The following is a 23,491-nucleotide window of genomic DNA, read 5'->3' as shown; positions in this document are numbered from 1 at the left end:
TGAGCTGTTCGTCCCTGGCATCCGCCCTGCCGGTCGACGCTGCGGCAGAGTCAAGACGCTCGGAGCGCTCAGGATCATGAGCGACGATCGAGGGGTGAAGAGTCTCGTGCGCCCGGCCGCCCTGCTGCTCGCGGCGCTGGCGCTCACCGCGTGCGCGCCGACTCCCGCGCCCCCGCCGTCGTCATCGGCGGCGGCTTCGCCGACGCCGACACCCAGCCCCACCCCCACTCCGACGCCCGATCCGTTGGCGGGCATGGGCCTCGACGACAAGGTCGGGCAGATGTTCATGGTCGGCACCTCGGTCGACGGCGCCGACCCGACCACGCTCGCCGCCGTGACCGACGACCACATCGGCGGCATCTTCTTGCACGGACGCTCGGATGCCGGCACGCAAGCGATCGCCGGACTCGTCGGCCAGTTCACCGCCGCCGTCGGCGCGGGCTCACCCGAGCTGTGGGTCGCCACCGACCAGGAGGGCGGCACCGTGCAGGTGCTGTCGGGTCCCGGATTCGACGACATCCCGTCTGCGCTCGAACAATCGGCGCAGGACGACGGCGCTCTGCGCGCGAGCGCGGCGTCGTGGGCCGGTCAGCTCGCGCAGGCCGGAGTGACGATGAATCTCGCGCCGGTGGCCGACATCGTCACGAGCCCCGAGTTCGCGGCATCCAACCCCCCGATCGGGGCGCTCGGGCGGGAGTACGGCTATGACGCCGCCACGGTCGCCGTGAAGTCCGGGGCGTTCGCCGCCGGGATGCGCGACGGCGGCGTGCTGCCGACGTTCAAGCACTTCCCGGGGCTGGGTCACGTCGACGACAACACCGACTACTCCACCGGGGTGACCGACGACGTCGTCACCGCCGACGGACCCGACGTGGGCGTGTACTCCACGGTGCTGCCGCAGGGCCCGGCGGTGGTGATGCTCTCGACGGCCGATTACGCGCTGATCGACCCCGGTGTGCCCGCGGCGTTCTCGCCCGCGGTCGTCGGCGTGCTGCGTGACACCCTCGGCTTCGACGGGGTCGTGACGTGCGATGACCTCTCGGCCGCCGACCAGGTCGAGGAGTACTCCCCCGGCGAGCGCGCGACGCGGGCCGTCGACGCGGGGGTCGACCTGCTGCTGGTGTCGGCCGACCCGTCGGTCTATCCCGAGATGCGGGATGCCGTGCGCTCGCGCGCCCAGGCCGACCCGGCGTTCGCCGAGAAGGTGGATGCCGCGGTGGTGCGCATTCTGGCCCAGAAGGCGTCGATGCCCTGACGCGGGGGCCCGTGGCGCTGCGGTTGCCGGCGGGGCCCCGAGAAACGCCGCCCCGTGCGAGACACGGCGTGCTGGGGCGTTTCTTCTGCGGGAAGGCGTTTATCGATGCGACAGCGGCGGGGGCGCGGGGCGGCGGCGACACGGCGGCGCGGCGACACGGGGCGGCGGCGTGGGTCGACGAGGGGCGGCGGCGTGCGCAGCGGCGAGAGCGCGCATGCGCGGCGAGAAACGCTGTTCGCCGCCGTACACGGCGCGACGAGACGTTTCCCGCGCGGCGGAGCGTTTCTCGTCGCGGCTCGCAGCGACCGACCACACCAGCCGGCCCGGGCGGCCCCGACCGAACGGGCGCCGGACGGGCGCCTCTTCCGTCGTGCGTGCGGGATAAACTGGAAGGCTGTGTCTGCCGAACCCGTCATCGTCTACCCGCCCGAGCTGCCCGTCAGCGCCGCGCGGGACGAGATCGCGCGCGCCATCCGCGACCACCAGGTCGTGATCGTCGCCGGCGCGACCGGGTCGGGCAAGACGACGCAGCTGCCGAAGATCTGCCTCGAGCTCGGCCGCACCTCGATTGCCCACACGCAGCCGCGCCGCATCGCCGCACGCACGATCGCCGAGCGCATCGCCGAAGAGATGCAGGTGCCTCTCGGGTCGACCGTCGGCTACAAGGTGCGTTTCACCGACAAGGTGTCGGCCGACACGCGCGTGGCGCTGGTGACCGACGGCATCCTGCTCAACGAGATCCACCGCGACCGGTTGCTGCGCCGCTACGACACGATCATCGTCGACGAGGCGCACGAGCGTTCGCTGAACATCGACTTCTTGCTCGGCTACCTCCGTCGCATCCTGCCGAAGCGACCCGACCTCAAGGTCATCGTCACCTCGGCCACGATCGACCCGGAGAGCTTCGCGCGCCACTTCGCCGCGGTCCCCGCTCAGCCCGGCGGCGACCCGGTGCCGGCGCCGGTCATCGAGGTCTCGGGGCGTACCTACCCGGTCGAGATCCGGTATCGGCCGCTCGATGGAGCGGACCAGGCTCCGGAGGATTCCGACGACGCGACCTTGGATGCCGGCATCCCGGCGCCACAGCCGAAGAAGCCCCGGAGCCCGGCCCGGCCCACGGGCAGACCCGGCCGTTCCGAAGACGACGCCGACGAGGTCGGAGCCGTCGTCGCGGCCCTGCGCGAACTCGACCGCGAGCCGGCGGGCGACGTGCTCGTCTTCTTCCCCGGTGAGGCCGAGATCCGGGATGCGGCGGATGCCATCCGCGGGGCGTACCAGCGTGACGCAGCGCCCACCGAGGTGCTGCCCCTGTACGGTCGCCTCTCCGCGGCCGAGCAGCACCGGGTGTTCGAGCGCTCCACCGTCGCGGGCGTGCGCCGCCGCGTCATCCTCGCGACCAACGTCGCCGAGACGAGTCTCACCGTCCCCGGCATCCGGTACGTCGTCGACACCGGCACCGCCCGCATCTCGCGCTACAGCAACCGGTCGAAGATCCAACGCCTGCCGATCGAGGCGGTGTCGCAGGCGTCGGCGCAGCAGCGCTCGGGCCGCGCGGGACGCACCTCGCCGGGCGTCGCCATCCGGCTCTACTCCGAAGACGACTTCACCCGTCGCCCCGAGTACACCGAGCCCGAAATTCTGCGCACGTCGCTGGCATCCGTCATCCTGCAGATGCTGTCGCTCGGGTTCGGCGACATCCAGGCGTTCCCCTTCCTCACCCCGCCCGACTCGCGGGGCGTCAAGGCCGCGTTCGACCTGCTCGTCGAACTCGGCGCCGTGAAACTGCCCGCGCCGGGCGCGCGGTCGCGTGACGACCGCCCCGACCGCGACCCGTCCCGCGAGCGCGCCGGCCGCGGCGGACGAGACGACGACCGCGGCCCCCGCCTGACCGAGATCGGCCGCGAGATCGCCCGCTTGCCGATCGACCCGCGCTTCGCCCGCATGCTCATCGAGGCGCGGCGCACCGGCGTGCAGTCCGAGGTGCTGGCCATCGTGTCGGGCATGTCCATCCAAGACGTGCGCGAACGCCCCGAGGAGCGCCGCGAGGAGGCAGACCGCTTCCACGCGCGCTTCACCGACCCGACCAGCGACTTCCTGTCGCTGCTCAATCTGTGGGACTACCTGCAGGAAAAGCAGGCCGAACTCGGTTCGAGCGCCTTCCGGCGGCTGTGCCGCAGCGAGCACCTCAACTACGTGCGCGTGCGCGAGTGGGTCGACGTGCACCGACAGCTGCGGTCGCTCGGTGCCGAGCGGGGCGAGGGCGAGCGCGGCAGTCGAAACCGTGTCCCACTTTCGGCTGCCTCAGACCCCTCCAGGCCGCACGATTCGGGACACGCTTCGCACAAATCGGGACACGGATCGCAGCGTGGCGACGGCGCCGCACCGGAGGGCCACGCGCAGGGGGATGCCATCCACCGCGCGATCCTCTCCGGGTTGCTGTCGCACATCGGCATCCTGGACCCCCGCACGATCGCGCAGACGAAGGACCGAAAGGCTCCCGGCGACGCCCGGCCGACCAAGGGCGAGTACATCGGCGCGCGCGGCGCGCGCTTCGCGATCTTCCCCGGCTCGGGGCTGAAGAAGAAGCGTCCCTCCGCCGTCATGGCGGCCGAGCTCGTCGAGACCTCGCGCCTGTTCGCCCGCACCGTCGCCGCCGTCGACCCGGCGTGGGCCGAAGACCTCGCCCCCGACCTCGTGAAGCGCTCGCTCAGCGAACCGCACTGGTCGAAGGATGCCGGCTCCGCCGCCGCCTACGAGAAGGTCACCCTCTTCGGGGTCGAGCTCGTCGGCCGCCGCCGGGTGCAGCTTGCACGTTTCGACCGTCCACTCGCCCGCGAGATGTTCGTGCGCCACGCGCTGGTGGAGGGCGAGTGGGACCCGTCGGTGCTCGACAAGCGCCTCACGGCGTTCCTCCGACGCAACGTCGAGCAGCGCCGACTGCTCGAGAAGATCGAGGAGCGCGAGCGTCGCCGCGACATCCTCGTCGGCGACGAGGCGGTGTTCGCGTTCTACAACGCCCGCATCCCCGCCGACGTCACCGACGTGCGCTCGTTCGAGGCGTGGTGGAAGGATGCCGTCCACCGCACGCCGCACCTGCTCGACCTGCGGGAGTCCGACCTCACCGGTGACCGGGCGCAGGGCGACGACCGCGCGTTCCCCGCGCGCTGGCGCCAGGGCGACCAGACCCTCAACCTCGCGTACCGATTCGAGCCGGGTGCGCCCGATGACGGCGTCACGGTCGTGGTGCCGCTGCCGCTGCTCGCGCAGCTTCGCCCCGACGGCTTCGACTGGCAGGTCCCGGGCATGCGCGATGAGCTGGTCACCGCGCTGCTGCGGGCGCTGCCCAAGACGATCCGACGCAACGTCGTTCCGGCCGCGGACTGGGCCGAGAAATTCAGCGCCGAGCTCGCCGAGAAGGGCCCCGAGCACGCGAACGGCCTGCCGCGAACGACGCTCGTCGATGCCCTCGCCGCGCTCGTGCAGCGCGTTGCGAACCAGCGCGTGAGCGCCGCCGACTTCGAGCTCGACCGGGTTCCCGCGCACCTGTTGCCGTCGTTCCGCGCCGTCGACGCCCGTGGGCGGGCCATCGGCAGCGATCGTGACCTCGGTGCCCTGCAGCGACGTCTCGCCGACCGGGCCCGCTCGAGTGTGGAAGCGACGGTCGCACGCCCCGCGGCTCGGACCGCCGCCAAGGTCGCCGAGGCCTCCCCCGCCTTCGCCTCGCGCACGAAGCTCACCACCTGGGACTTCGACGAGCTCACCGAGGTCGTCGACACCCCCGTCGCCGGCGGTGTCGTGCGCGGCTACCCGGCGCTCGTCGACGAGGGCGACAGCGTCGCGCTGCGGGTCGAGGCGACACCCGAGGATGCTGCGCGGCACACCCGCGCCGGCATCCGGCGTCTGATGCTGCTCGCCGTCCCCTCCCCCGCCACGTACGTGCTCGACCACCTCACCGCGAACGAGAAGCTCGCGCTCGCGGCATCCCCGTACCAGAACGCGAAGGCCCTCATCGAGGACGCACGGGTGGCTCTCGCCGACGACATCCTCCTGCGTGAGGCCCCGACGGGCGTGGTCCGCACGAGAGCAGAATTCGAGAAGGTGCGCGATGCGTTCTCGGCCGCGTCGGTCGAGCGCACGTTCCAGACCGTGTCGCTGGCGGCGAAGATCCTGCTCGCGCAGCGCGAGGTGGAGCGGGCGATGAAGGATGCCGCATCCATCACGCTGCTGGGAGCCCTCAACGACGTGCGCGGCCAGGTGAAGGGGCTTCTCTTCCCCGGCTTCCTTGTGCGCACCGGCCTGCAGCGCCTGCAGCACTATCCCCGCTACCTCGCGGGCGCGTTGGAGCGGGTGAAGACGCTGTCCGACAACCCCGGCCGCGACCGCCAGCGCATGACCGAGTACGAGCGCGCCGCCGCCGGATTCGTGGATGCCGGGGGCTCGGTGCCCCTCCCCGCGGACGCGCCGGCGAATCTCGTGCAGACGCGGTGGCTGCTCGAAGAACTCCGCGTGAGCCTGTTCGCCCAGCGCCTCGGCACCGCCGAGCCAGTCTCGCCCCAGCGCATCGCAAAGGCCCTGAAGGGCGCGTGAGTCGCCACACGATGTCGCCTGCGTAACACCCGAGGCGACATCGTCTGGCGACTGACGTGCAACGTTTCACGGCCGTCGCACGGTCGGGCCTGCCGTCTCGTGGCAGTTTTCCGCGGAGACCTGTCCGCTGACCGGACCTCGTCGGAGGGCGCCGCCGGATTATCGTCGGATCAGCAGCGAGCCGGGCGGAGTGACGATCGGATACGCCCCGGCGAGGAGAGCGCCTCACCGCGACGTCATCCTTCTGTCGTCCAACACGGAAGCGCTGAATCACTCACGCCTCGGCGAAAGAAGAGAAGCATGATCACGATCCACCTCCGCTACCGGATCGACGTGGCGGCGATCGACTCGTTCGTCGAGTACGCCGAGCGATGGATGAAGATCATCCCCCGGTTCGGCGGCACCCACCACGGATACTTCCTGCCCGCGGAAGGCGACAGCGACGAGGCCTTCGCGCTGTTCTCGTTCCCGTCGTTGGCGGAGTACGAACGATATCGGGAGGCATCGCTCGTGGACCCCGACAGCGTCGAGGCATACGAACTCGCCCAGCGCACGCGTTGCATCGTGCGATACGAGCGAAGGATCCAGCGGCCCCTGCTCCCCCGCCCCTGAGGCGCAACCGACGAATCGATAGTCGTCGGCGGCTCACACGCCGAGCGACGCACCCCACGCACGCAACAGTGCCTCGAGTGAACGCCGTTGGTCGGGATCGAGCCCGGCGAGCAGGCGCTGCTCGTTCGCGATGTGCGCCGTGTAGGCCTCGTCGATCAGCCGCCGTCCGGCCGACGTCAGCCGGATGACGCGCGCCCGCCCGTCGTCGGCGTCGTCGTCGCGCACCACGAGACCGGATGCCAGGAGCCGGTCGACGCGCTTGGTCACCGCCCCGCTGGTGACCATCGTGTGGCGCGCGAGCGCGCCCGGGGCCGCGGCGAACGGCTCCCCCGATCGGCGGAGGGCGGCGAGGATGTCGAACTCGCCCTCGCCAAGGCCGTACCGGCGGTAGACCGCGAGCAGCTCGTCGCGCAGATGATCGGCGAGGCGGTGCAGACGTCCGATCACCTGCATCGGCGTGACGTCGATGTCGGGTCTTTCGGCCCTCCATTGGGCGGTGATGGTGTCGACGCGGTCCGTCGTCTCAGTCATGGCATCCATTATATCTTCCGTGGAAACTATAGTGTCTTCCATGGAAAACACATGGCGGATCGTCGCCGTCACCGCCGTCGCACCGATCGCGTGGGGCGCGACGTACGTCGTCACGCGGCACCTGCTGCCGGCGGACGCGCCGCTGTGGGGTGCGGCTTTTCGCGCCCTGCCGGCGGGCCTGCTGCTGTGTGCACTCGCGAGACGGCGGCCGCACGGGGCGTGGTGGTGGAGAGCGCCCGTGCTGGGGATGCTGAACTTCGGCGCCTTCTTCGTGCTCGTCTATGTCGCAGCCCAGCTTCTGCCGTCATCGATCGCCGCGTCGATCATGGCCCTCGCCCCGCTGGCCCTCGCCGGACTCGCGTGGCCCCTGCTCTCCCAACGCCCCACGGCACGGTGGGCGGTCGGGGCGGCGGGCGGCCTCGCCGGCGTCCTGCTCGTCGTCGGCCTCGGCACCGGCGCGGTATCCGCGGCCGGAGTGGTGGCATCCGTCGTCGCGCTTCTCGCGTCGTCGCTGGGTGCGATCCTCACCACCCGGTGGCGAGACGAGACGCCCCTGCTGGCCACCACCTCGTGGCAGCTGACGGCCGGAGGCATCGTGCTGGTCGCCGTCGCGGGTGTCGTCGAGGGTCCCCCACCGCGGGTGGATGCCGCGGGCGTCGCCGCCTACGCCGGTATCGCGGTCGTCGCCACGGCGTTGGCCTTCGTGTGCTGGTTCACCGGGCTGCGGCACCTCCCGGCGGGGACGGTCGGCCTGATCGGCTTGCTGAACCCCGTCACCGGCGTGCTGCTCGGCGTTGCCGTCGGCGGCGAGTCGCTCGCGCCGGCGCAGGTGCTCGGCATCCTGCTGGTGCTCGCAGCGATCGCCGTCACGAGCGGTGGGAGGGGCCTGAAACCCGTGGCGCGAGAGGCCGGCAACGAGCGTGAACCGGCGTGAGTGAATCGCCCGCCCCCGGCCGTCTCGCGCGAGCGCGGCGCGTCAGCGCAGGCGCACCGACCCCATCGTCGCCTGCACGTCGACCTCGGCGACGGCCGACGAGCTCGTGAGCAGGCCGTTGTCGACCGAGCCGAGACCGTCGTCGATGCGCACGTCGTACTCGTCGTCGGGCAGGGTGATGTCGGCGGAGCCGGCGGTCACCTCGACGTCGGTGCGCGTGGGGGCGACCCCGTCGAGCGTTGCGGTCAGTTCGCCACCGGCGACCTCGAACGCTGCGGTCTCGACATCCGTGAGCCGCGCCGTCGCGGAACCGCCCGACAGCGTCAGGTCGATGTCGCGCGCGACGCCGTCGACAGAGGCCGTGCCGCCCGCGACCTCCACCGTGACGTCGCCGAATCCGCCGGTCATCTCGAGCGCCCCGCCGGTGACCTGGATGTCGGCCCGAATGCCGGATCCATCGAGGTCCTGCGGCAAGACGAGCGTGGCGCGCGAGCCGCTCCCCCAATCGGCGAACGAGCCCGAGGGCGATACGACGCGCAGGGAGTCGCCGTCGCGCTCGAACGTCCAGCCCTTCCGACCGTGGCTGTCGGCATCGAGCTGCGCGAACGCGACGTCGCCGAACTCGACCGTCAGCGCGCCACCGGCGAGGTCGATGTCGAGCTCGGTCAGCTGCTCCGTCGTGCCATCGGTCGAGCTGTCGTACGTGGCGGTCTGTCCGCGCCAGTCGGCCATGCTCGCCACGGCCGACACTCCCGTGCCGGCGAGGGTGCCGACGGCCACGCAGGCGCCGACCGCGATGGTGATCACTGACACGGCGAACGCGGCGCCGCGGCGACGGGGCGGCTCGGAAGCGGAGGGCGCGGGGGTGGGGGCGGAAGTGGTCATGAGGTCGCTCCGGTGTGGTCGTGGCCCAGGTGCACGAGAGCGGCGATGACGCGGCGGTTGCCGGTCTCGTCCTGCTCCAGGCCGAGCTTGGTGAAGATGGCGGTGATGTACTTCTCGACGCTGGCCTCCGACACGAACAGCGCGTTCGCGATCGCCTGGTTCGAGCGTCCCTCGGCGATGAGAGCGAGCACCGACCTCTCGCGTTCGGTGAGGCTCTGCAGCCGCTCGTCACGGCGGCGACGCGTCAGCAGCTGCGCGACGACCTCCGGGTCGAGCACGGTGGCCCCGCCCGCGATCGACGCGACGGCGGCGAGGAAGTCGGCGACGTCGGCCACCCGGTCCTTCAGCAGGTAGCCGAGCGCTCCCTGTCCGTCGGCGATGAGATCGCTGGCGTAACGCTCCTCGACGTACTGCGACAGCACGAGCACCGCGAGCCCCGGATGCCGCTGTCGCAGCGCGATCGCCGCGCGAATGCCCTCGTCGGTCCAGGTCGGCGGCAGCCGTACGTCGAGGATGCAGAGGTCGGGCGTCGTCTCGGCGACCGCGGCCTCGAGGCCTGCGGCATCCGGAAGCGCGGCGACGACCTCGTGACCGTCGTCGGCGAGCAGACGCACGAGCCCCTCGCGCAGCAGCACCGAGTCTTCGCAGATCAGGACGCGCACGGGACGTTCACCTCCACCGTCGTCGGTCCACCCTGGGGGCTGTCGATGCGCGCCGTGCCGCCGGCCGCGGTGACCCGGTTGACGATGCCGTCGAGGCCGCCTCCGGGCACGACGCGCGCCCCGCCGAGCCCGTCGTCTTCGACGCGCGCCCACAGCGACCCGTCTTCGCGCACCCGCACGTCGACCCGGCACGCGGCGGCGCGGGAGTGCTTGGCGGCGTTGGTGAGGGTCTCGGCGATGGCAAAGTACACGGCCTCCTCGGCAGCGCGCCCGCAGCGGCGGGGCAGCCGTACGTCGAGGGTCACCGGGATGTGGGATCGGGATGCCAGGGCCGACAGCGCGGCATCCAGTCCCCTGTCTTCGAGCACCGAGGCGTGGATGCCGCGGGCGAGCTGCCGGAGCTCGGTGATGGCCGACTTGGTCGAGGCGTGCGCCTCGGCGACGAGGGCTTTCGCCGCCTCGGGGTCGTCGTCGATCTTCGTCTGAGCCAGGCCCAGTGTCATGCCGATCGAGACCAGGCGCGGCTGGACGCCGTCGTGCAGGTCACGCTCGATGCGGGTTCGTTCGACCTCGGCGGCGCGCACGGCGCCGGCTCGACGCGTATCGGAGGTGCGGGCCTGCTCCACGAGCTGCGCCTCGCGGGAGGGGACGAAGATCGCCCGCACGATCACGCCGTGCAGGATCGCGAGTCCCACGATCGCGCCGAGCGCGACGACGATGGCGGCCGCTCCGGTGAGGGGCGCGGCGACGCCCGGCAGCGGCACGATGCCGAGCAGGCGCGTGTCGGACCAGCCGAAGATCGGGCTGACGACCAGGCCGATGCCCCACGAGACGATGCCGATGGCCGTGACGGTGATCAGCCCCAGCACGGTCGCGATGGCGAAGGACGCCACGGCCCGCCACTGCAACGGATCGATGGCCTGCAGCCAGATCGTGTGCAGCACGCCGACGAAGCCCGGCTTCTCACTGCGACGCGGGCGGAAGGGCGCGAGCCCCAGGCGGTAGAGGCCATCGACGCGGGCCCGCTCGAACCAGGCCACCGCGAACAGCGCGTAGACGAAGGCGACGAGAACGACGACGCCGATGAGCAGAGCCGGAAGCAGCCCGAACCCCGAGCCGAACAGGCTGAACAGGGCGGTGAAGACGGCGGGGCCGACCACGCCGAGGGCGGCGAGGTGGGCTGCGGCGCCGGCCACGCGCCCGGGCGACGAGATGCGCACCTTCGGCGGCACCGCGACCGGGGACGGGGCGGGCGGTGCGGTGGGTGTCGCGGCGTCGCGCGAGGCGGGGGCGTCGGGCGCGGAGGCACCGGGCGCGGAGGAGGCGCCGGGCAGCGGCGGCGGGGGCGGGAGAACGGATGCCGAAGTCATGGCATCCACGCTATGACTCCGCCCCGCGCGGCACCGCCCGGTCAGCCCCCGGCGCCGTTCGGGTTATCCCGAACGCGCGTGAGGCGTCGATTCTTGTCGCCGCAGGCGGTCCTAGGCGACAGAAGGCGACCCCTCACGCGGCGCGCGGGCTGCCGGGGACGCGCGAACGCCCCGCCGCAAGAAGCGACGGGGCGTTCGGGGAGAGCGTGGATCAACCGCGGGTGCGGTTCTTGTTCCACACGTCGAAGGCGACGGCCAGCAGCAGCACGAGACCCTTGATGAACTGCTGCACGTCGGTCGAGATGCCCATGAGCGACATGCCGTTGTTGAGCACACCCATGACCAGACCACCGGCGATCGCGCCGACCACGCGGCCGACACCACCCTGCACGGCGGCGCCACCGATGAAGGATGCCGCGATGGCATCCAACTCGAAGAGGTTTCCGGCGCCGGGACCGGCGGAGTTCAGGCGGCCCGTGAACACGATGCCGGCCAGGGCCGCGAGCACGCCCATGTTGACGAAGAGCATGAAGTCGACGCGACGGGTGTTGATGCCCGACAGCTTCGCCGCGGTGCGGTTGCCACCGATGGCGTAGATGTGGCGGCCGAAGACGCTGCGGCTCATGACCGTGGAGTAGCCGATGATCAGCACGGCGAGCACCACGAGCACGATGGGCGTGCCGCGCGAGCCGGGAGCGACGCCCAGCAGGTAGGTCAGGTAGGCGATGAGCGCACCGCCACCGATGACCTTGACGAGGAACGCCACCTGGGGCTCGTTCTGCAGTTCCAGCGCCGCACGCTTGGTGCGCTGACGCACCTGCGACGTCACGAAGAGCACCAGCGTCAGCACGCCGAGGGCGACGGTGATCCACTCCGCGGGCGACGAGGACGCCGGGAACAGGTCGGGGAAGAGGTACCCGCCGCCGAGCTGGCGGTACTCGGTCGGGAACGGCGTGATCTGCGTGTTGCCCAGGGTCATCTGCGTCAGACCGCGGAACAGGAGCATGCCCGCCAGGGTCACGATGAATGCCGGGATGCCGATGTAGGCCACCCAGAAGCCCTGCCACATGCCGACCACGGCACCGAGCAGCAGCGACAGCGTGATGCCGAGCCACCAGGGCAGACCCCACTGCACGATGAGCACACCCGAGACGGCACCGACGAAGGCGGCGACCGATCCGACCGACAGGTCGATGTGGCCGGCGATGATGATCATCACCATTCCGATCGCCAGGATCAGGATGTAGCTGTTCTGGACGATGATGTTCGACACGTTGCCCGCGGTAAGCAGGCGCCCGCCGGTCAGTGCCTGGAAGAGCAGCACGATGACGATGAGGGCGATGAAGATGCCGATCTCGCGCAGGCGCGAGGTGAAGAACTGCACGATGCCCCCGGCACCGCTGCCGGCGCCGCCGCCGACGGGACCCTTCGGCGTGGCGGGACCCTTCGGGGTCACGGTGTTGTCAAGCGCTGACATGGTCGGCTTCCTTTTCCTTCGTCATGAGCACCATGAGTGCCTCGGGAGTGGCCTGTTCGATGGGCAGCTGGCCGGTGATGTGGCCTTCGCTGAGGGTGTAGATGCGGTCGCAGATGCCGAGGAGCTCGGGCAGCTCGCTCGAGATGACCAGCACCCCCTTGCCCTGCGCCGCGAGGGCGTTGATGATCGTGTAGATCTCGTACTTCGCTCCGACGTCGATGCCGCGGGTGGGCTCGTCGAGGATCAACACCTCGGGGTCGGAGAAGAGCCACTGCGACAGCACGACCTTCTGCTGGTTTCCGCCCGAGAGCTTGCCGACCACGACATCGACGCTGGGCGCCTTGATGTTCATCGACTTGCGGTAGCGGTTGGCGACCATGTACTCCTCATCGCCGTCGACGAACCCGCCCTTGACGAGCTTGCGCATCCCGGCGAGCGAGATGTTGCGCTTGATCGTGTCGATGAGGTTGAGTCCGGCGCCCTTGCGGTCCTCGGTCACGTACGCGAGGCCGCTGCGGATGGCGTTGGGGACCGTGGAGGTGTCGGCCTTCTTGCCGTTGATGTAGACGGTGCCCGAGATGCGCGAGCCGAAGCTCTTGCCGAACACGCTCATCGCCAGCTCCGTGCGGCCCGCGCCCATGAGGCCGGCGATGCCGACGACCTCGCCCGCGCGCACGTTCAGGTTCGCCTGATGGATGACGGTGCGGGTGGCATCCGTGGGGTGGCTGACGTTCCAGTCCTCGATGCGCAGGACCTCGTCGCCGATCTCGACGTCGCGGTCGGGGTAGCGGTTCTCGAGCTCGCGGCCGACCATGCCGCGGATGATGCGGTCTTCGCTGGTGCCGCCGGTGGCCACATCCAGCGTCTCGATCGTGCGACCGTCGCGGATGATGGTGACCTCGTCGGCGATCGCGCGGATCTCGTTGAGCTTGTGGCTGATGATGATCGAGGTGATCCCCTGGCCCTTGAGGTGGCGGATCAGGTCGAGCAGGTGCTCGGAGTCGTCGTCGTTGAGTGCGGCGGTCGGCTCGTCGAGGATGAGGAGCTTGACGTCTTTCGACAGCGCCTTGGCGATCTCGACGAGCTGCTGCTTGCCGACGCCGATCTCGTTGACGGGCACGTCGGGGCTGTCGCCGAGACCCACGCGGGCGAGGAGCTTCGCCGCTTCGCGGTTCGTGGCATCCCAGTCGATGAGACCGCGGTGGGTGATCTCGTTGCCGAGGAAGATGTTCTCGGCGATCGAGAGGTAGGGGCTGAGGGCCAGCTCCTGGTGGATGATGACGATGCCGGCCGCTTCGCTGTCGCGGATGTCTTTGAACTCGACGGTGTTGCCGTCGAAGACGATCTCGCCGCGGTAGTCGCCCGCGGGGTACACACCGCTGAGCACCTTCATGAGGGTCGACTTCCCGGCGCCGTTCTCGCCGCAGATGGCGTGAACCGTTCCGCGCTCGACGGTCAGCGACACGTCGGCGAGCGCGATGACGCCGGGGAACTCCTTGGTGATCGAGCGCATCTCGAGGATGGTGCTCACGAGGTCCTCCTTGCAGAACCGGCTCTCGGCCGGTCGGGATGATGGGGCGGGCGCGCATCGTGCGCACCCGCGGGAACCTCCGCCGCGACCCGGACGGGCCGCGGCGGAGGCGGAGCGGGAGGGCCGGAGCCCTCCCCGCGGGATCAGCCCAGGTCGGCCTCGGTGTAGTAACCGCTGTCGACGAGGATCTCCTTGTAGTTGTCCTTCGTCACGATCGTCGACTCGAGCAGGTACGACGGGACGACCTTGCTGCCGTTGTCGTAGGTCTCTTCGTCGTTGACCTCGGGCGTCTCGCCCTTGCGGATGTCGTCGACCATGCTCACGGCCTGCTTGGCGAGCTCGCGCGTGTCCTTGAAGATCGTCGAGTACTGCTCGCCGGCGATGATCGACTTGATCGAGCCGACCTCGGCGTCCTGACCGGTGATGACCGGCAGCGCGTCGGCCGCGTAACCGCCCGAGGTGAGGGCCGAGATGATGCCGATCGAGAGGCCGTCGTAGGGCGAGAGGACACCGTCGAGCTTGGTGCCGCCGATGACGGTGAGGATGTTCTCCATGCGCTTCTGCGCCGTCTCGGGCAGCCAGCGCAGGATCGCGGCCTGACCGAAGTCGGTCTGACCCGACGGGACGACCAGCGTGCCCTTGTCGAGGTAGGGCTGCAGGGTGTCGATCGCGCCCTTCCAGAAGAAGGTGGCGTTGTTGTCGTCGGGGCTGCCGGCGAACAGTTCGACGTTGAAGGGACCCGCCGCGCCCGTGTCGGCGCCCGAGGCGTCGAGCACGCCGAGGCCGGTGAGGAGCGAGGTGGCCTGCTGGACGCCGACCTTGTAGTTGTCGAACGTCGTGTAGTAGTCGACGTTCTCGGTACCGTTGATGAGGCGGTCGTACGCGATGACGGGGATGTTCGCGTCCTTGGCCTGCTGCAGCACGTCGGTGAGCGTGGTGCCGTCGATGGAGGCGATGATCAGGGCCTTGGCGCCCGTGGTGATCATGTTCTCGATCTGCGAGACCTGGGTGGGGATGTCGTCGTTGGCGTACTGCAGGTCGACCTGGTAGCCCAGCTCCTCGAGCTGCGACTTGACGTTGTTGCCGTCCGCGATCCAGCGCTCCGACTGCTGCGTGGGCATCGCGACACCGATGATGCCGCCCGCCTCCTGCTCGCCCTCGCCGCTGCCGCCGCCGGTGCGGTCACCGGCGCAGCCGGCCAGACCGATGCCGAGCGCCAGGACGCCGGCTCCGGCGACCGCCTTGAGCATGCTGTGCTTCTTCACTCTGGTTCCCTCCATTGGGTGTTAGTCGCGGTGTCTCTCGGGAGTTCACCGCCGGCACTGCTGACGGACCAGATCAGGCGCACGACCTCGGGGGCGAAACGAAGGGCCGGTCGGCGACCCGGTGCACCCGCGTCGTTCGAAACGTCTTCGTCTCGACGGATCCGCTCCGCAGCGAGTCCCGTCGGCCGTGTGACCCGGTCATGTGACCGTTCACATTGTGTGTGCGATGGTACATCGCCCTCAGGCCGACCTGTCAAGTCCCGGTACGAATGACGTGTCGCCGTTGCCGAAACGTGACGATTCAGCGGGAGGGCGGAGCCGTCGACGATCGGACGATCAGCCGCAGGTGGTCGGGCACCGCCGCGGGAGCGTCGCCCGGCGACTCCCCCAGAGCCGCGAGCAGATCGGCCACGGCGCGGGTGCCGATCCCCACGAAGTCCTGCCGCACCGTCGTCAACGGCGGCCACAGGTGCGCCGACTCGGGCACGTCGTCGAAGCCGACGACCGAGATGTCCTCCGGCACCGAGCGACCTATGGCGCGAACGGCATGCATGAACCCCAGAGCCATCAGATCGTTGCCCGCGAAGACCGCCGTGGCATCCTCGGTCCGCAACAGCTCCAGACCCGCCTCGTACCCGAACTGCGCCGACCAGTCGCCCAGCACCGGGGGTCGCGGCGTCAGATCGTTGGCATCCATCTCGGCGAGGTAGCCCCGCATGCGGTGGTCGGCCTCGATCCAGTCGCGGGGTCCGGCGATGTGCAGGATGCGGGTGTGTCCGAGCTCGATGAGGTGACGCACCGCAGCGCGCGCCCCCGCCGCCTGGTCGTTGTGCGAGGTGGACACGCCGGTGGACGCCACGGTCTGCACCGGAACGGGAAGTTTCAGCTCCTCGAGGACGGGGACCACCCGTGTCTGCGGCGCCACCGCGATGAGCCCCTCGATCGACTGATGCATGAGGTGGTCGATCGAGGCGCGGACGTCGTCGGGATCACTCGTGGCGAGATTGGTGACGGTGAGGCGGTACCCCGCTGCGCGGGCGGCGGATTCGATGGCCTGCACGGTGGAGGCCGCGCCATGGGTCGTCACGCGCGGACCCAGCACCCCGATCAGGCGCGAGCGACTGGTCGCGAGCGCCCGGGCAGCCTGATTCGGCACGAACTTCAGCTCGGCGATCGCCGAACGCACCTTCTCGGCCGTCTCGGGGCGCAGCTGCGAGCTGTTGTTGATGACGCGCGAGACGGTCTGGTACGACACCCCTGCCAACCGCGCGACGTCACGGATGCTCGGGGCGCGCCCCGTCGCCTCCGGGATGTCGGTGTCGCTCATGATCCGCCTCATTGCGGGTCACGCGCTCTGGCGTGACCGGTCACACGAGGATAACCGACGACGCGACGACAGGCGTGCCGAGTGTGCGGGGCGTCCGTCTCGAGGGGCCGTCGGGCTCGTCGGGGCTGCGCGGCGGAGGGAGAGGCGCCTGCGGACCAGCCGCCGTGGAGGCGCGAGCGGACGGATGCCACGGAGCACGGCCCGCGTCCTCGCTCCACGCCGATACGGTGGAGGCCATGACCGGACTGCACTGGGGCATCCTCGCGACGGGCGGCATCGCCCACGCCTTCACCTCCGACCTGCGCACCGCGGGTCTCGACATCGCCGCCGTCGGCTCGCGCCGGCTCGACAGCGCCCGCGAATTCGCGGAGCAGGACGGCATCCCGAACGCGCACGGCTCGTACGAAGAACTCGTCGCCGACCCCGACGTCGACATCGTGTACATCGCCACACCCCACCCCGGGCACGTCGACAGTGCACTGCTGGCACTCGACCACGGCAAGCACGTCCTCGTCGAGAAGCCACTCACCCTCAACGCCACCGAGGCCGCGATGATCCGCGACCGGGCGGCGGCGAAGGGGCTGCTCGCCATGGAGGCGATGTGGACGCGTTATCTGCCGCACATGGTGCGCATCCGCGAGATCCTCGCCGCCGGCACGCTCGGCGAGGTGCGCGTCGTCTCGGCCGACCACACGCAGAAACTGCCGAGCGACCCCGCGCACAGGCTGAACGACCTCGCGCTCGGGGGCGGCGCGCTGCTGGATCTCGGCATCTATCCGATCTCGTTCGCCGTCGACGTGCTGGGTCTGCCGGAGCGCATCACGGCGCTCGCCCGTCTCTCGGATGCCGAGAGCGACGCCGAGGTCGCCACGATCTTCACCCACGCGGGTGGGGCCGTCTCGACCACCGTGTCGTCGTCGCGCGGTGCCGGTGCGAACGCGGCGCAGATCGTCGGAACCGAGGCCCGCATCGAGATCGATCGCGTCTGGTACACCCCGACCTCGTTCCGGGTGGTCTCGCCCGACGGTGACGTGCTCGAGGACTTCGTCTCGGAGGTCGAGGGACGCGGGATGCAGTATCAGGCCCTCGCCGCGGAACGCTTCGCCGCGGGTGACGGCACGACGAACGACGTGCTCTCGATCGACGAGAGCGTCGCGATCATGGGCGTGCTCGACGAGGTGCGCCGGCAGATCGGCGTCGTCTACCCCGGGGAGCGCTGAGCAGTCCGGCAGCGGGCTGACGCGCTGGTCACGGCGCGCGATCGCCGGCGCGGGTCCTCGGCGTGGTTTCGGACAGGCCCACGGCGCGGGGCTGCGGCGCGGGTCGACGGCGCACCGGGTGCGGCGCGGGTCGACGGCGCACCGGGTGCGGCGCGAGTCGACGGCGCAGGGTTGCGACGCGGGTCGACGGCGCAGGGGGTGCGGCGCTGCTCCACGGCGCGGGCTGGTGTGCGGCGCTGCCTCACGGGGCGGGCTGATGTGCGGCCCGCGCAGACGGGCCAGACTGGACGCATGCCCGACACTCAGAGCGCCCGCGTCGCCGTCTACCTCGACTTCGACAACATCGTCATGTCGTGGTACGACCGCGTGCACGGGCGCAACGCCTACTCGCGTGACCGGCAGAAGATCGCCGACACCCCCGTCGACCCCGAGATCACCGAGCGCCTGACCAAAGCGACGATCGACGTGGGCGCGATCATCGACTACGCGGCATCCTTCGGCACGCTCGTTCTCACGCGGGCATATGCCGACTGGTCCGCACCGGTGAACGCCGAGTACCGCTCTCAGCTCGTGGCCCGAGCGGTCGACCTCGTGCAGCTGTTCCCGGCCGCGGCGTACGCCAAGAACGGTGCGGACATCCGCCTCGCGGTCGATGCCGTGGAAGACATGTTCCGACTGCCCGATCTGACGCACGTGGTCATCGTCGCCGGCGACAGCGACTACGTGCCCCTCGCCCAGCGGTGCAAGCGGCTGGGTCGCTACGTGGTCGGCGTCGGCGTCGCGGGCTCGACCGCCAAATCGCTCGCGGCGGCGTGCGATCGCTTCGACGCGTACGACTCGCTGCCGGGCATCCCGAAGCTGTCGGAGACGAAGAAGGATGCCACACCCTCACGTCCCCGTACGCGAAAGCGCTCGAAGGATCCCGCCGTCGACCTGCTCGAGCGTGCCATGCAGCTCGAGGGAGAGCGCGCCGACGGCGAATGGCTGCACGCGTCGGCCGTGAAGGACCTCATGAAGCGTCTCGACCCGTCGTTCAGCGAGAAGGCGCTCGGATTCCGGAGCTTCTCCGACTTCCTCAAGGCGCAGACCGACCACGTCGAGGTGGATGAGGAGTCCAATGTCGTGCAGGTCAAGGCGGTCACTCGGGCCTGAGGCGCGGACCCTCGCGCCGCGACGCGGCGGGCGACGCCTTCACGCCGGCGGGTCAGCGTCGTTCGGCGCCCGGTGCGACGTGAGCGAGGACACGGTCCCACACCGAGGTCAGCGTCACGTGGCCGTTGACCGAGGCGATCTCGTCGGAGGGAACGACCTCGGCCTCGGCCGACCTCATCCGGTCGACGTACCAGTCGGCATCGGCGGCGTCGGCGGGACCGTCGCCGCCGACCACGACGAGGACCTCGGCGTCGAGGTGGTCGAGCAGCGGCGTGCGCAGGTCGCGGCTGAGCGGGTCGGACGGACTCTGCACGCCGACGATCGCGAGGCGGTCGACGATCGGTCCCATAGCCGCCGCAAGGTAGATCGCGATCGGCCCGGCGGAGCGCTCCCCCACCAGCCCCACCTTCGCCTCGGGCGCCTCGCGTTCCAGCAACGCGCGCAGAGCCTCGACGGTGAGGCCCGCGGGGGTCTGACCGCCGAAGACCGGAGGATCTTCGAGCTCGGGGGCATCGAGCCCGACCGCGACGACCCGGACGTCGTAGGCGGACGTGACCCGCGCATCGGGATCGGTGGTCGCCACGTCCCCGGTGCGGAGCACGAACACCGCGCGCGGTGCCCCCGGGGTGCCGAAACTGCGGTAGCCGAGCTCGCCGTCGAGCCAGGGGGCCAGACTCATCGCGTCGTCCTTTCGTCGTCGGGGCCGCCGCCGGGCAGCATGGCCCGCAATGTGTCGATGGTGTCGGCCTCGGCCGCAGGCTTGTCGGGGCGGTACGCCTTCACGCGCGCGAAGCGCAGGGCCACACCGCCGGGATAGCGCACCGAGCGTTGCACGCCGTCGATGGCGATCTCGACGACGGTGTCGGGCACGACGCGGATGCCGCCGGGCACCTCACCCGTCTCGCGTTCGGCGAAGTGCGCCGTCTGCCACGTCAACAGCTGGTCGGTGAGGCCCTTGAAGGTCTTGCCGACCATGACGAAGCCGCCCGGCTCAGCGAACAGCCCGTCGGGATCGCGGGCACCCAGATGCAGATTGCTGAACCATTGCGCGCGTCGGCCCGAGCCGCGCTCGACGCCGAGCACGACGAGGTCGAACGTGTGCACGGGTTTGACCTTCAGCCAGCTCTTGCCGCGCCGGCCCGCCGTGTACGGGGCGTCGAGCCCCTTCACCATCACGCCCTCGTGGCCGGCCGCGAGAGCCGACCGGGCGAAGGAGTCGGCCGCCTCGGGATCTCCGGTGGTCACGGCGGGGATGCGCCAGGCAGCGGCGATGCGATCGAGCTCGGAGAGCCGAGCCGAGAGCGGGTGATCGACAAGATCTCGGCCGTCGACGTGGAGCACGTCGAAGAACCACGGCCTCAGCGCGATCTCTCTCGCGGTCTCGGCTCCGAAGCGGGCCATCGTGTCTTGGAACGGGCGCGGAGCGCCGTCATCGTCGAGCGACAGCGTCTCACCGTCGAGGATCACGTCGGTCACCGGCAGAGCGCGCACCACCTCGACGATCTCGGGGACCCGGTGCGTGACATCGGCCAGCGTGCGGGTGAAGACGCGCACCTCGTCGCCCCGGCGATGCACCTGCACGCGTGCCCCGTCGAGCTTGTACTCCACCGACGCGACGCCCGCGATCTCGAGCGCCTCGGCGACGGAGCCGGCCGTCGAGGCGCGCATCGGCTGCACCCCGCGCCCGACGACGAGGCCCACCTCGGCGAGATCGTCGGCCGAGCCGGTGAGGGCGACGCGGGCGGTCTCGCCCAGGTCGCCCGAGAGCATCGCGGCGCGCCGCACCGCGGCACCGTCGCGGTCGGATGCGCGGGCGATGGCATCCAGGAGCACTCCCTCGAGGGCGCCGGTGCGCAGTTCGCCGGTCATGACGCGGATGAGCAACTGCCACTCGGCGAGCGTCGCACGCTCGGCGAGGTCGTCGAGCAGGGCGGTGCGTCGCGCCGCCGAACCGGCGCCGCCGATCTCGGTCAACCGCGTGAATGTCTCGTCGACGTCGCCCACCGTGAGCATGGGCGTGTCGGCGTGCGTTCCGCCGCGGCTCGACAGGGTGCGCCACCCGACACCGAGCCGCCCCTGGCGGGGCGCCGCCGTGAGCAGGCCGACCGCCGGGACGACCTCGTCGGGCGACAGCGCGCGCAGGACCTCCGCGAGCGCGTCGACCTTGGCCAGGCGCGAGCGCGTCTTCGTCACCGCCGCGAGGGCCGTCTCGATGTCGCCGAAGAGCATGTCGGCATCCTGGCATCCCCCTCCGACATCGCCCGCGCACTTGCGTCGGCGCCGCTGTCGTGGCATCCGTCCTCCCCGGGGGCTCCGCATCCGCGGCGCCGATCGCCGCTGACCCGCGCTCCCCCGACGCTCAGAGCCGATCGGTCGCGCACACCTCCTGCGGAACCGGCTCCGGACGCGAGCGCACCGCCCACACCGCACCGGATCGCAGGAGTCCTGCTCGCGCCGCCCGCACCATGCACCTCGAGCGCGAGGACGGATGACGCACACCACACGTCGCCCGAGGCCGCAACCCCCGGCGCGATGTCGGAGGTCTGAGGTGTGCTGGTGCCTCCCCAGGAATGAGGTCCCCGTGAACGCTCCCGCAACTCTCGAACAGTCCGCCCGCACCGCCCGTGAGGTGTTCGGCTGGGACGACCTGCTGCCCGGGCAGGCCGAGGCGATCGACGCGGTCGTCGGCGGTCGTGACACCCTGGTCGTCTTCCCCACCGGCGCGGGCAAATCGGCGGTGTACCAGATCGCGGGCTGCGAGCTCGGCGGCGTGACCGTCGTGATCTCGCCGCTTCTCGCGTTGCAGCGCGACCAGATCGACTCGATCGACGCCGCCCCCGACGCTCCCGCCGCGGTCGCTCTGAACTCCCGCACCAGCGCGTCCGCGAAGAAGGCGGCGTGGGCCGCGATCGAGAGCGGCGACGCCGTGTACGCCTTCCTGGCTCCCGAGCAGCTCGCCAACACCGAGGTCTTCGACCGCCTGGCGAACGCCGATGTGCGCCTCGTCGTCGTCGACGAAGCGCACTGCGTTTCGGCCTGGGGCCACGATTTCCGACCCGACTACGCCCGGATCGGCGACGCCGTCGACGCCCTCGGGCACCCGCCCGTGCTGGCGCTGACGGCCACGGCATCCGCTCCCGTGCGCGACGACATCGTGTCGAGCCTCGGCATGCGCGAACCGCACCTCGAGGTGCGCGGCATGGATCGCCCCGAGATCCACATGGCCGTGCGCCGTCACGAGCACGACGCCGACAAGCGTCGCGCGGTCGTCGCCGACGTGCAGGATGCCGGTGGCCCGGCGCTGTTGTACGTGGCGACGCGCAAAGAGACCGACGCGTACGCCGACGAGCTCACCGCCCTGGGGCTGCGGGCCGCCGCGTACCACGGGGCCATGGCGCAGAAGAAGCGCGACGAGGTGCACTCCGCCTGGAGCGCGGGCGAGCTCGACGTCGTGGTGGCGACGTCGGCGTTCGGCATGGGCGTCGACAAGAGCGATGTGCGCCTGGTCGTGCACGCCGACGTCACCGAGTCGCTCGACTCGTACGCCCAGGAGATCGGCCGCGCGGCCCGCGACGGGGAGCCGGCACGGGCGATACTGCACTACCGTGCCGAGGACTTCTCGCTCCGGTCGTTCTTCGCCGGCGGGCACACCAAGCGCGCCGACATCGCCGGGGTGTGGGACGCGCTGCGACGGGCGGAGAAGCCGCTGCGCGCGAAGGCCATCGCCGACGAGAGCGGGCGCTCGACGCGCGCGATCGGCCGCGTGCTGAACCAGCTCGTCGCGTGCGGACTGGCGGCGTCAGGACCCGAGGGGGTCTCCGTGGTGAAGAAGGTGACGGCCGGCGATGCCGTGGATGCCGTGCGCGAGCGCGACGAGGCCGAGGAGCGCATCCGCGCCTCGCGCATCGAGATCATGCGCGGCTACGCCGAGACGACCCGCTGTCGCCGGCGGGCACTGCTGGAGTACTTCGGCGTGGAGACGCCGGCGCAGTGCGGGGCGTGCGACCGCTGCGACGCCGGCGCATCGGCCCCCGCCGACGCCCCGACCGAAGACGCCGAGGGAGACGGCATCCGCATCGACTCCATCGTGGAGCACGGCGAGTTCGGCACCGGCACCGTCATGGGGATCGAAGACGACCGGCTCACCGTGTTCTTCCCCGAGCACGGGTACAAGGTGCTCGCCCGCGCGGCTTTCGACAGCGGCATCCTGGAGCTCGGCGAGGCGGCGTAGCCGTGCGAGTCCGCGCGGACGGGCGACCCGGGGGCGCGTCAGCGTGCGCGCGTCGCCCACCACGCCCACGCGACGAGCACCGGCTGCAGGAACAGCCGCACGAGGCGCGCGCGATCGGTGGTGAGTCCCGGCGCCGATCGACCGGTGCGCCACTGGTGCACGTTGCCGGGGAACACGGCGACGAAGAAGGCCGCGATGGCCGTACCGATGCGTCGGCGTTCCCCCGGCAGCGCGATGAGCGCGACGCCGAGCACGATCTCGACGGCACCGGATGCCACGACGATGGCGTCTTTGTCGGTGTGCAGCAGACGCGTCGCCCAGCCCGGCACGACGATGCGGTAGCCACGCCTCCCCCACGTGAGGTGGCCGCTTCCGGCTCCGACCAGCAGCAGGGCGAGCGCCCCGCGCGCGGCCGATCGGACGGTGAGACCTCGACGACGTGGCATCCGGTC

At 70.9% G+C, this 23,491-nt stretch carries 18 protein-coding genes; 7 read left to right on the top strand and 11 right to left on the bottom strand.

What is annotated here, in order from left to right:
• Positions 1–76: 76 nt before the first annotated feature.
• The 3 genes from QE410_RS06110 to QE410_RS06100 all read left to right on the top strand — a co-directional run bounded on the left by QE410_RS06110 (position 77) and on the right by QE410_RS06100 (position 6,454).
• Positions 77–1,255 (top strand): glycoside hydrolase family 3 N-terminal domain-containing protein, encoded by a 1,179-nt coding sequence (locus tag QE410_RS06110; RefSeq protein WP_307329302.1) that lies wholly within the window; start codon positions 77–79, stop codon positions 1,253–1,255.
• A 396-nt stretch (positions 1,256–1,651) separates the two neighbouring features.
• The gene (locus QE410_RS06105) at positions 1,652–5,842 is read left to right on the top strand and encodes a DUF3418 domain-containing protein (RefSeq protein WP_307329299.1); all 4,191 of its coding nucleotides are present in this window, start codon (positions 1,652–1,654) and stop codon (positions 5,840–5,842) included.
• Between the two features lie 300 nt (positions 5,843–6,142).
• Positions 6,143–6,454, top strand: a complete 312-nt coding sequence (locus tag QE410_RS06100; RefSeq protein WP_307329296.1) for an NIPSNAP family protein — start codon at positions 6,143–6,145, stop codon at positions 6,452–6,454.
• Between the two features lie 33 nt (positions 6,455–6,487).
• Here QE410_RS06100 and QE410_RS06095 read toward each other — a convergent pair whose 3' ends face one another.
• Positions 6,488–6,985, bottom strand: coding sequence for a MarR family winged helix-turn-helix transcriptional regulator (locus QE410_RS06095; protein ID WP_307329292.1), 498 nt, complete (start codon positions 6,983–6,985; stop codon positions 6,488–6,490).
• A gap of 40 nt (positions 6,986–7,025) precedes the next feature.
• Between QE410_RS06095 and QE410_RS06090 the strand changes: the two genes are divergently transcribed.
• Complete coding sequence (locus tag QE410_RS06090) at positions 7,026–7,919, top strand: EamA family transporter (RefSeq protein WP_307329290.1); 894 nt, start codon at positions 7,026–7,028, stop codon at positions 7,917–7,919.
• 42 nt (positions 7,920–7,961) lie between these two features.
• On the opposite strand, the gene QE410_RS06085 is transcribed toward QE410_RS06090, so the two are convergent.
• The 7 genes from QE410_RS06085 to QE410_RS06055 form a co-directional block, all read right to left on the bottom strand.
• Positions 7,962–8,804, bottom strand: coding sequence for a hypothetical protein (locus QE410_RS06085; RefSeq protein WP_307329287.1), 843 nt, complete (start codon positions 8,802–8,804; stop codon positions 7,962–7,964).
• Positions 8,801–9,466, bottom strand: coding sequence for a response regulator transcription factor (locus QE410_RS06080; protein WP_307329284.1), 666 nt, complete (start codon positions 9,464–9,466; stop codon positions 8,801–8,803). Before QE410_RS06080 ends, QE410_RS06085 begins: the two co-directional genes overlap by 4 nt.
• Complete coding sequence (locus QE410_RS06075) at positions 9,454–10,836, bottom strand: sensor histidine kinase (RefSeq protein WP_307329283.1); 1,383 nt, start codon at positions 10,834–10,836, stop codon at positions 9,454–9,456. Before QE410_RS06075 ends, QE410_RS06080 begins: the two co-directional genes overlap by 13 nt.
• 211 nt (positions 10,837–11,047) lie before the next feature.
• The gene (gene mmsB, locus QE410_RS06070; protein ID WP_307329279.1) at positions 11,048–12,313 is read right to left on the bottom strand and encodes a multiple monosaccharide ABC transporter permease; all 1,266 of its coding nucleotides are present in this window, start codon (positions 12,311–12,313) and stop codon (positions 11,048–11,050) included.
• Entirely contained in the window at positions 12,300–13,826 is a 1,527-nt protein-coding gene (mmsA, locus tag QE410_RS06065; protein ID WP_307334369.1) for a multiple monosaccharide ABC transporter ATP-binding protein, read from the bottom strand. Before mmsA ends, mmsB begins: the two co-directional genes overlap by 14 nt.
• Positions 13,827–13,987: 161 nt before the next feature.
• Complete coding sequence (gene chvE, locus QE410_RS06060; protein WP_307334366.1) at positions 13,988–15,094, bottom strand: multiple monosaccharide ABC transporter substrate-binding protein; 1,107 nt, start codon at positions 15,092–15,094, stop codon at positions 13,988–13,990.
• Between the two features lie 316 nt (positions 15,095–15,410).
• Positions 15,411–16,436 (bottom strand): LacI family DNA-binding transcriptional regulator, encoded by a 1,026-nt coding sequence (locus QE410_RS06055; RefSeq protein ID WP_307329276.1) that lies wholly within the window; start codon positions 16,434–16,436, stop codon positions 15,411–15,413.
• 236 nt (positions 16,437–16,672) lie between these two features.
• Here QE410_RS06055 and QE410_RS06050 point away from each other — a divergent pair, with 236 nt between their 5' ends.
• Positions 16,673–17,656: a Gfo/Idh/MocA family protein gene (locus tag QE410_RS06050; protein WP_307329273.1), complete on the top strand. Its 984-nt coding sequence runs from the start codon at positions 16,673–16,675 to the stop codon at positions 17,654–17,656.
• Positions 17,657–17,947: 291 nt separating this feature from the next.
• On the top strand, positions 17,948–18,808 hold the full coding sequence (locus QE410_RS06045) for an NYN domain-containing protein (protein ID WP_307329270.1): 861 nt from the start codon (positions 17,948–17,950) through the stop codon (positions 18,806–18,808).
• Positions 18,809–18,860: 52 nt separating this feature from the next.
• On the opposite strand, the gene QE410_RS06040 is transcribed toward QE410_RS06045, so the two are convergent.
• Together QE410_RS06040 and QE410_RS06035 are read right to left on the bottom strand one after the other, a co-directional pair.
• Positions 18,861–19,487, bottom strand: a complete 627-nt coding sequence (locus QE410_RS06040) for a hypothetical protein (RefSeq protein WP_307329266.1) — start codon at positions 19,485–19,487, stop codon at positions 18,861–18,863.
• A complete protein-coding gene (locus QE410_RS06035; protein ID WP_307329264.1) occupies positions 19,484–21,037 on the bottom strand; it encodes an ATP-dependent DNA ligase in 1,554 nt (517 codons plus the stop codon). Before QE410_RS06035 ends, QE410_RS06040 begins: the two co-directional genes overlap by 4 nt.
• 352 nt (positions 21,038–21,389) lie before the next feature.
• Between QE410_RS06035 and QE410_RS06030 the strand changes: the two genes are divergently transcribed.
• Complete coding sequence (locus QE410_RS06030) at positions 21,390–23,039, top strand: ATP-dependent DNA helicase RecQ (RefSeq protein ID WP_307329261.1); 1,650 nt, start codon at positions 21,390–21,392, stop codon at positions 23,037–23,039.
• Positions 23,040–23,077: 38 nt separating this feature from the next.
• Here QE410_RS06030 and QE410_RS06025 read toward each other — a convergent pair whose 3' ends face one another.
• Entirely contained in the window at positions 23,078–23,485 is a 408-nt protein-coding gene (locus tag QE410_RS06025; RefSeq protein ID WP_307329257.1) for a hypothetical protein, read from the bottom strand.
• Positions 23,486–23,491: the final 6 nt, after the last annotated feature.

Source organism: Microbacterium sp. SORGH_AS_1204 (genome assembly GCF_030818935.1).
In the GTDB taxonomy this organism is placed as follows: Bacteria; Actinomycetota; Actinomycetes; order Actinomycetales; family Microbacteriaceae; genus Microbacterium.
Note: the sequence above shows the minus strand (reverse complement) of the source record. Positions and strands in the feature narration are given on the sequence as shown.

Coding starts and splice junctions, on each gene's coding strand:
- QE410_RS06095 (WP_307329292.1), bottom strand. CDS start 6,985: ATGACTGAGACGACGGACCGCGTCGACACCATCACCGCCCAATGGAGG.
- QE410_RS06055 (WP_307329276.1), bottom strand. CDS start 16,436: ATGAGCGACACCGACATCCCGGAGGCGACGGGGCGCGCCCCGAGCATC.
- QE410_RS06045 (WP_307329270.1), top strand. CDS start 17,948: ATGCCCGACACTCAGAGCGCCCGCGTCGCCGTCTACCTCGACTTCGAC.
- QE410_RS06035 (WP_307329264.1), bottom strand. CDS start 21,037: ATGCTCTTCGGCGACATCGAGACGGCCCTCGCGGCGGTGACGAAGACG.
- QE410_RS06085 (WP_307329287.1), bottom strand. CDS start 8,804: ATGACCACTTCCGCCCCCACCCCCGCGCCCTCCGCTTCCGAGCCGCCC.
- QE410_RS06050 (WP_307329273.1), top strand. CDS start 16,673: ATGACCGGACTGCACTGGGGCATCCTCGCGACGGGCGGCATCGCCCAC.
- QE410_RS06025 (WP_307329257.1), bottom strand. CDS start 23,485: ATGCCACGTCGTCGAGGTCTCACCGTCCGATCGGCCGCGCGCGGGGCG.
- QE410_RS06075 (WP_307329283.1), bottom strand. CDS start 10,836: ATGACTTCGGCATCCGTTCTCCCGCCCCCGCCGCCGCTGCCCGGCGCC.
- chvE (WP_307334366.1), bottom strand. CDS start 15,094: ATGCTCAAGGCGGTCGCCGGAGCCGGCGTCCTGGCGCTCGGCATCGGT.
- QE410_RS06100 (WP_307329296.1), top strand. CDS start 6,143: ATGATCACGATCCACCTCCGCTACCGGATCGACGTGGCGGCGATCGAC.
- QE410_RS06040 (WP_307329266.1), bottom strand. CDS start 19,487: ATGAGTCTGGCCCCCTGGCTCGACGGCGAGCTCGGCTACCGCAGTTTC.
- mmsA (WP_307334369.1), bottom strand. CDS start 13,826: ATGCGCTCGATCACCAAGGAGTTCCCCGGCGTCATCGCGCTCGCCGAC.
- QE410_RS06090 (WP_307329290.1), top strand. CDS start 7,026: ATGGAAAACACATGGCGGATCGTCGCCGTCACCGCCGTCGCACCGATC.
- QE410_RS06110 (WP_307329302.1), top strand. CDS start 77: ATGAGCGACGATCGAGGGGTGAAGAGTCTCGTGCGCCCGGCCGCCCTG.
- mmsB (WP_307329279.1), bottom strand. CDS start 12,313: ATGTCAGCGCTTGACAACACCGTGACCCCGAAGGGTCCCGCCACGCCG.